General features: G+C 53.6%; 5 protein-coding genes. 3 read left to right on the forward strand and 2 right to left on the reverse strand.

What is annotated here, in order from left to right; all coding sequences use genetic code 11:
* Positions 1-19: 19 nt before the first annotated feature.
* Entirely contained in the window at positions 20-1,780 is a 1,761-nt protein-coding gene (locus AAH187_RS02365) for a DEAD/DEAH box helicase (protein ID WP_342346822.1), read from the reverse strand.
* A gap of 549 nt (positions 1,781-2,329) precedes the next feature.
* Between AAH187_RS02365 and AAH187_RS02370 the strand changes: the two genes are divergently transcribed.
* Together AAH187_RS02370 and nhaA are read left to right on the forward strand one after the other, a co-directional pair.
* Positions 2,330-3,163, forward strand: coding sequence for a DUF4412 domain-containing protein (locus AAH187_RS02370; RefSeq protein ID WP_342346823.1), 834 nt, complete (start codon positions 2,330-2,332; stop codon positions 3,161-3,163).
* Positions 3,164-3,448: 285 nt separating this feature from the next.
* Positions 3,449-4,756, forward strand: a complete 1,308-nt coding sequence (gene nhaA / locus AAH187_RS02375; RefSeq protein ID WP_342346824.1) for a Na+/H+ antiporter NhaA — start codon at positions 3,449-3,451, stop codon at positions 4,754-4,756.
* A gap of 225 nt (positions 4,757-4,981) precedes the next feature.
* On the opposite strand, the gene AAH187_RS02380 is transcribed toward nhaA, so the two are convergent.
* Positions 4,982-5,557 (reverse strand): hypothetical protein, encoded by a 576-nt coding sequence (locus tag AAH187_RS02380; protein WP_342346825.1) that lies wholly within the window; start codon positions 5,555-5,557, stop codon positions 4,982-4,984.
* Between the two features lie 131 nt (positions 5,558-5,688).
* Between AAH187_RS02380 and AAH187_RS02385 the strand changes: the two genes are divergently transcribed.
* The coding region (locus AAH187_RS02385) for a hypothetical protein (protein WP_342346826.1) at positions 5,689-6,613 on the forward strand (925 nt) is incomplete at its 3' end.

Raw genomic sequence — 6,613 nt, forward strand, 5'->3', positions numbered from 1 at the left:
CATCCCTTGCCGGTTGCTCTTATTCTTTGTAGAGGCGAATGGTGACTTTTTGCCCTTTAATTCTGGTTCGGCCAAGAGCCTTGATGATCCCATGGACATGCTCTTCCGGCACTTTGACCAGAGAGAATTGATCGGAGACTTTGATGGGGCCAATCACATTTGAACTGATCCCGGCCTCGTTGGCAATGGCACCGACCAGATCTCCTGTCCGGACTCCTGCCATTCGACCGGCGTTGACATGCAAGGTCGCCATGCTTGTGGATTGACTGTGGCGTTCTCGTCTCCCGACCGGCCTACCGCCACCTCCTCCGCCTCTGAGGGCTCTTGGAGCCTCTGGGTAATCGGATGGTCCTCGCCTTGGCCGTCTGGCCGTCTGGGATGTGTCAGGTGCGCGGTCCCGTATGGCAGGAATGTCCTCTTCAACTCGATCGCCCGTCTTTGACCCGTAGGCCAATTGAATCGCGGCAGCGGCGACATCCGCCTGGTCAAATTTTTCAGTGAGGGTATTGACCACGGCTCGGAATTGTTCAAAGTCCTTGGCCTTGAGAATATCTTGAATGGAATCGCCGATCTGTTCCAGCCGCTTAGTTTGAAGGTCGGCCACCGTCGGGAGTGTGCCCATTTCGACTTTTGATTTGGTCAGGCGCTCAATATTTTGCAGCAGCCAGCGTTCGCGTGATTCGACGAGTGTAATGGCTTCACCGGCCCGTCCGGCGCGTCCAGTTCGCCCGATACGATGGACGTAGGCTTCGGGAGAGGACGGAACATCGTAATTCACCACGTGTGAGACGTGCGGAATATCAAGCCCTCGGGCCGCTACGTCTGTGGCGACAAGCAACTCTGTTTTACCGGCGCGGAACGATTGCATCACCCGATCGCGTTGAGCCTGGTTCATACCGCCATGCAGGCCTTCTCCCCGGTACCCCCGGCCATTAAGCATAGAGGTCAACTCATCAACCTCCAAGCGTGTTCGGCAAAACACCAGCGCGGACTTTGGACTGGACATATCCAGAATTCTGGCCAGTGCTGCCACTTTATGTGGCCTGGCCACGAGGTAGGCGGTCTGATGCACGCGAGGGGCCACCCCGGCCTTTACCGGTTCCTTAATGATCTGAATCTCAATGGGATTTCGTAAGTGTTGGCGTGCGATTGAGGCAATGCGGGGAGGCATGGTCGCTGAAAACAGTGCGGTCTGCCTGGTTGAGGGCGTTTGCTTCAGGATGGCATCCAGATCCTCGGCGAAGCCCATATTGAGCATCTCATCGGCCTCATCCAACACCACAATCTGAAGGTCCTTGAGCTGAAGGGTTTTGCGTCGGATATGATCCAGTGCCCGTCCTGGAGTGGCCACGACGATATCGACCCCGCGTTTCAATGCGATGAGCTGTGGGCGGATGGCCTGTCCACCATAGACGGCGAGGATGGCGATGTGTTGCTGTTTCCCATAACGCTGGACAGCCTCGCAGACTTGTATCGCCAATTCGCGTGTGGGCACGAGAATAAGGGCTGAAGGGTTCGGCTGCTTGGCCGAATGGGCCAGGCGCTGGAGGAGGGGAAGGGTGAAGGCAGCGGTTTTTCCAGTTCCGGTTGCGGCACGCCCCAGGAGATCCTTTCCCGCCAAAAGCGGTGGAATGGCTTCGCGTTGGATAGGGGTGGGCTCTTCATATCCTAACGCCTCGAGCGTGGTCAGCAGCGCCGCTTCAAGGCCAAGAGCGGCAAAACCTGGTGAAAAGCCCTTCATAGTAGGAGCTGTGGGTGGATTGGACGTGTCGTGTTTCATGACGGTTTTGCAACCTTTCTGGATGCGGTCCTGAGTTGTGTGTAGGCCGACTTGAGCCGGTCTGTCGGTATGTGATGTTCGTTAAAGACGAGAAGAAGGGATGGTTCTGATTGAACCGGCTTCCTTGGGCTGGATGGCCTCACCTTAAAGAGACTGGGCCTTCTTACCTTTGTCCTACCCCGCGACCCGTTGGTCTTGTCGCGCCGGGCAGCATATGGTCCCTGACCATGATGACGAAACCGTGAAAGGTCACGACCACTCGTGACTCTTTTTGAGGGATGTCTGCCTGTCGGTTATGTGGGGTGGTCGCCTAACGAGCGTTTCCTGTCCATAGTTCTTTTACCAGGAATGGTAAACCAATTCCTAGCTCCCCTCAGTAAAAATGGTTATTGGTGGGACCAAAGTAGTAGGGGGACAGGGTCGATGAGGCATCCTCAGCACGAAAAAGACTTGTGAATTGGGTTGAATTTTGAGAGATTGACGGGACTCAGCGTTTCCCCCATGTTAAAGCAACAGGCTGTTCCATCTGTCATGCGTAAGGAGGTTGATATGGTGAAGGTTTTTGTTCTTGTGAGCGGGTTGGTGCTGGGTATCCAGACGACGGTCTGTGCAGGCGTGGTTTTTCATGTCGAGACGACCTTTCCCAATCGGGCAGAAGTGCCTTCCAGAAACGACGCGATGACGGTCGACGGGAAGAAACTGAAGATGACGATAAATGATGAAGGGAACACTCAATCCACGGTCATTTATCGAGGCGATCGGGAGGAAATTCTGCTGATCAATCATGGAGATCGCACCTGGCGTGCTATGGACAAGGCCACGATGGTCAATCTTGGTCAACAGATCAACCCGGCCATGGAAAAAATGCAGGAAATGTTAAAGAGCATGCCACCCGAGCGACGAGCGATGATGGAGAAGATGTTTGCCGGTCAGGGGATCAATCCGGCCATGATGGGCGGGAAGGTCGAGATGCAGGTAAAAAAAACCAGCGAAAGTCAAACCATTAATGGCTACCCCTGTGTGAAATATGAAACCTGGCGGGAAAAGGAAAAAGTCGCAGAACATTGCGTGAGCGATTGGAAACAGGTTCCCGGTAGTCAGGAAGCTCGAGGCGTGTTTCTTGATATGGCTGCCTTTTCTCAGGAGGTATGGCAGGGGGCATTCAAAGGGGGGGGAGGCCCAGCGTCGTTTTTGGAATCAATAGGCAAGATCGAAGGCTACCCGGTATTGACGAGAATTTTCTCCAATGGAACCATTGTCACAGAAAGCCGGTTGACTGGAGTGGAGGAAAAATCGGTATCGGTGGAGGAATTTGATCCTCCCAAGGGCTACGTCAAAAAAGATCTCCTACCGAAAAATCTTCCCTCTCATATGGGGCAATAGCAGGGAAGAAGGTGGAAGTTTATAAAGACAACTAAGAGGGGGAAAAATCTTGCTGAGTCTCAGGTTTCTCAATCTGAGATTAAATCCATCGCAGATTTGAATACTCACGGTCCGGGTTGCTTGTATCGTGTCCCTTGTCCATGGGTGTGGGAGATGATGCCATTGTTCCTGGTGATAGACTTCTCGCTCAAGGAAATCAGCAAGGCCTAGGGCCGGTACCGGTGTCACAAACTATCGGTAAGGCATCTGCTTTCGCATTCCCGCTCTTCCTGGCAGTTTCGGAATATGAAGAAAACTCCTATCGACATTTGGGTGACGGACCCGCTTACCAGCTTTCTTGGCAGGCAGACCACCAGTGGCATAGTGCTGTTTGTTGCCGCCTTGGTGGCACTAGTTCTGGCCAATTCACCATTTGCGAATGCCTATCACCATCTTTGGCACAACGAATTCTCAGTCGGTTTCAATGATTTTCTTATCAGCAAGACACTGCATCATTGGATCAATGATGGGCTGATGGCCGTGTTTTTCTTTGTGATCGGGCTTGAACTAAAACGCGAGATCATGGCGGGTGAACTGAGGAACCCTCGTGATGCTCTGCTCCCGATCGCTGCGGGGGTAGGCGGGATGGTTGTGCCGGCGTTGATCTACCTGGCGTTCAATCCATCAGGCGACGCGAGCGACGGATGGGGCATACCCATGGCGACCGATATCGCCTTTGCGCTCGGCATTATCTCCCTCTTGGGCAACAGGGTCCCATTATCGCTTAAAGTGTTTCTCACTGCCCTGGCCATCGCGGACGACCTTGGTGCCGTGCTGGTCATTGCGGTTTTTTATACATCACACATCGACTTCATAAATCTGGCAGCTGGTGCGGGATTCATGATCCTGCTGGTGACGTCCAACCTGCTGGGGGTCCGCAACATTCTGTGGTATGGACTGCTGGGAATCGGGGGCCTATGGCTGGCCTTTCTCTTGTCGGGGGTGCATGCCACCATTGCCGCCGTGCTGGCTGCATTCACCATTCCTGCCAATGTGAAGATCTCGGACAAAGGATTCGTTTCACGCATCAATGCCTTGGGCGACAGGTTCGAGGACGCAAAAAGCAATAACGTGACCCTGGTAACCGATGAACAACTTCATATACTGGAAGACATTCGCGCGGTGGCCAGGGAGGCACTGACTCCGCTGCAACGATTGGAACACGCCATGCATCCCTTCGTGGCGTTTGTGGTGATGCCGGTCTTTGCCTTGGCAAATTCGGGGATCAGCTTTCCACCAGACATCCTGGATCAATTAATCCGTCCCGTCACATTAGGTGTGGCCTTCGGACTGCTGGGTGGAAAGGTGCTCGGCATCATGGCCATCTGCTACATCCTGATCCATTTTCAGTGGGCCTCCTTTCCGGAACAGACAGGCTGGAGGCACCTCTTTGGTGCTGCGATGCTGGCCTCGGTGGGATTTACGATGTCCCTGTTCATTACCGGGCTGGCTTTCAGCGATGACGCATTAATCCTCCAAGCCAAGTTGGGAATTCTGATGGCCTCCCTGGTCGGTGGGGCTGCAGGATATTATCTGTTGAGGCGGGCGGGGTGAATTCCTGAATCGACTGTGGAACCTGCAGGGCGGGAAGTTCAGGAAAAGATGAGCTTGGCGTCTATGGTCGTTTGAAGCATGATTGTTGGTAGGGGCTGGGCTACAAAGGATGACTATGCACATTCAAAGTTTTCCCTTATCGCCAATTTTGCAAGTTGAGTCAGGGCTGTTCCCCGTTCATTGGGTTGCGCTTTTTGGCGGTCGTCCATAAGCGCATCCTGCGCTTCAGGTGTATGAAACGGCCCTTGCCCTAGTTGCTGGATGATATTGATCCTGGCGCGTTGTTGGACGGGTGCCGAGGGAGGGCCTCGACCTCCGGCAGAATTGTTGTTGGCCAAAGGGGCGCATCAAGACTTCCAGCAAGGTCTCCTCTTCATCCTGCCCACGATGGACCTGTTCTCGAATGAGATCTTCCACAAAACAATAAAAGAGATCTTCTTCCAGATTGCCGATCGTGTTCCAATATAAACTGCCAAATGCACTGGCATTGGGCTGGGCATCAAATTCGTAAGTGAAAATCTCGCCCAGGTGGTCATGGACTAACGGCATCTGATAACGGATGGCTGTTGCCTGTTCCAAGATCTGAACCTTCCCGCTGGGGAATTCCTCATTTTCAATGCGGAGATTGGCATCATGTGGTTGGGTGGGGGATAAGAAAAAATCCTGATCGGATTCCATCGGCTGTGGAGATGAAGCATGTGAGGGTCCATGCGTGGTTGATGCGCAATCAAGGACTGTGAAGAAATTCAAAATCTTCCTGATTTCACGATGATCCGATTGTTCCTCTTTCACAGAATCCACAACTTGACTAATCTCATCAATTGACCAAAAATCAACATTCGTCCATTTCAGAGCCTGCGATTAGAGGCAATCCGAAAAAGCAGGTTCGTTTGAACTGACATTCGCGCAACCCTAACATCGGAGGAATCTTAATGCCCACATCCGCGCAGCATCCTTACCACCCGATTATCTACGTCCGCGGCTTTGCCGCCACTCAGAGCGAGATTGAGGAAACGGTGGCTGACCCGTACATGGGGTTTAATATCGGCTCGACTAAGTCCCGCGTGGCATGGACCGGCGACGTCAAGCGCTTTTACTTCGAGTCGCCGCTCGTGCGGTTAATGAGCGATCACGAGTATGAGGATGTCTTCGTGGATGGTGATGATCTGGTGGCTGCGGAGCGCACCGACTATGCCGTTCCATACCGCTCCATTATTATCTATCGTTATTACGATGAGGCCTCGAATGATTTCGGGGATGGCAAGACGCCGCCCATTGAGCATTTCGCCAAAGGCCTGGGCAATCTCATTCTGCGCCTGCGCGAAAAGGTCTGTGCGAACAAGGACAACAAGATCACGCCCAAAGACTTCCGGGTGTATCTCGTGGCCCACTCCATGGGAGGGCTGATCTGCCGGGCCTTTCTGCAAAATACGAAACTCAGCTCGGCGGAAGCGCGCAACGCCGTAGACAAAGTTTTTACCTATGCCACGCCTCACAATGGCATTGACATGCGTATCGTGCGCAATGTGCCGGGTTGGCTTTCGTTCGGGGACATCAATAACTTCAATCGCGAGAAGATGGCCTCATACCTTGCTGTGCCTAAGGGTGATGACGTCTCGGTCGTGAAAAACTTTCCGCCCGAGCGTATTTTCAACCTTGTGGGCACCGATTCGCGCGATTACACCGTGGCCGGCGGCATCTCGTCGTGGGCTGCGGGCGATGCCAGTGACGGGCTGGTTCGCCTCGAGAATGCCACCACGCATGGGGCAGGTTCCGACGGGAAGGATGTGAGTTCGCCGCGGGCGTTCGTGCACCGCAGCCACTCGGGCCATTACGGTATCGTGAATTCCGAGGAAG

This window comes from uncultured Nitrospira sp., assembly GCA_902500695.1.
In the GTDB taxonomy this organism is placed as follows: domain Bacteria; phylum Nitrospirota; class Nitrospiria; order Nitrospirales; family UBA8639; genus Nitrospira_E.

What these genes read in the sequence shown, in the direction of transcription:
- AAH187_RS02365 (WP_342346822.1), bottom strand. Translation starts at nt 1,780, where the DNA reads ATGAAACACGACACGTCCAATCCACCCACAGCTCCTACTATGAAGGGC.
- nhaA (WP_342346824.1), top strand. Translation starts at nt 3,449, where the DNA reads ATGAAGAAAACTCCTATCGACATTTGGGTGACGGACCCGCTTACCAGC.
- AAH187_RS02370 (WP_342346823.1), top strand. Translation starts at nt 2,330, where the DNA reads ATGGTGAAGGTTTTTGTTCTTGTGAGCGGGTTGGTGCTGGGTATCCAG.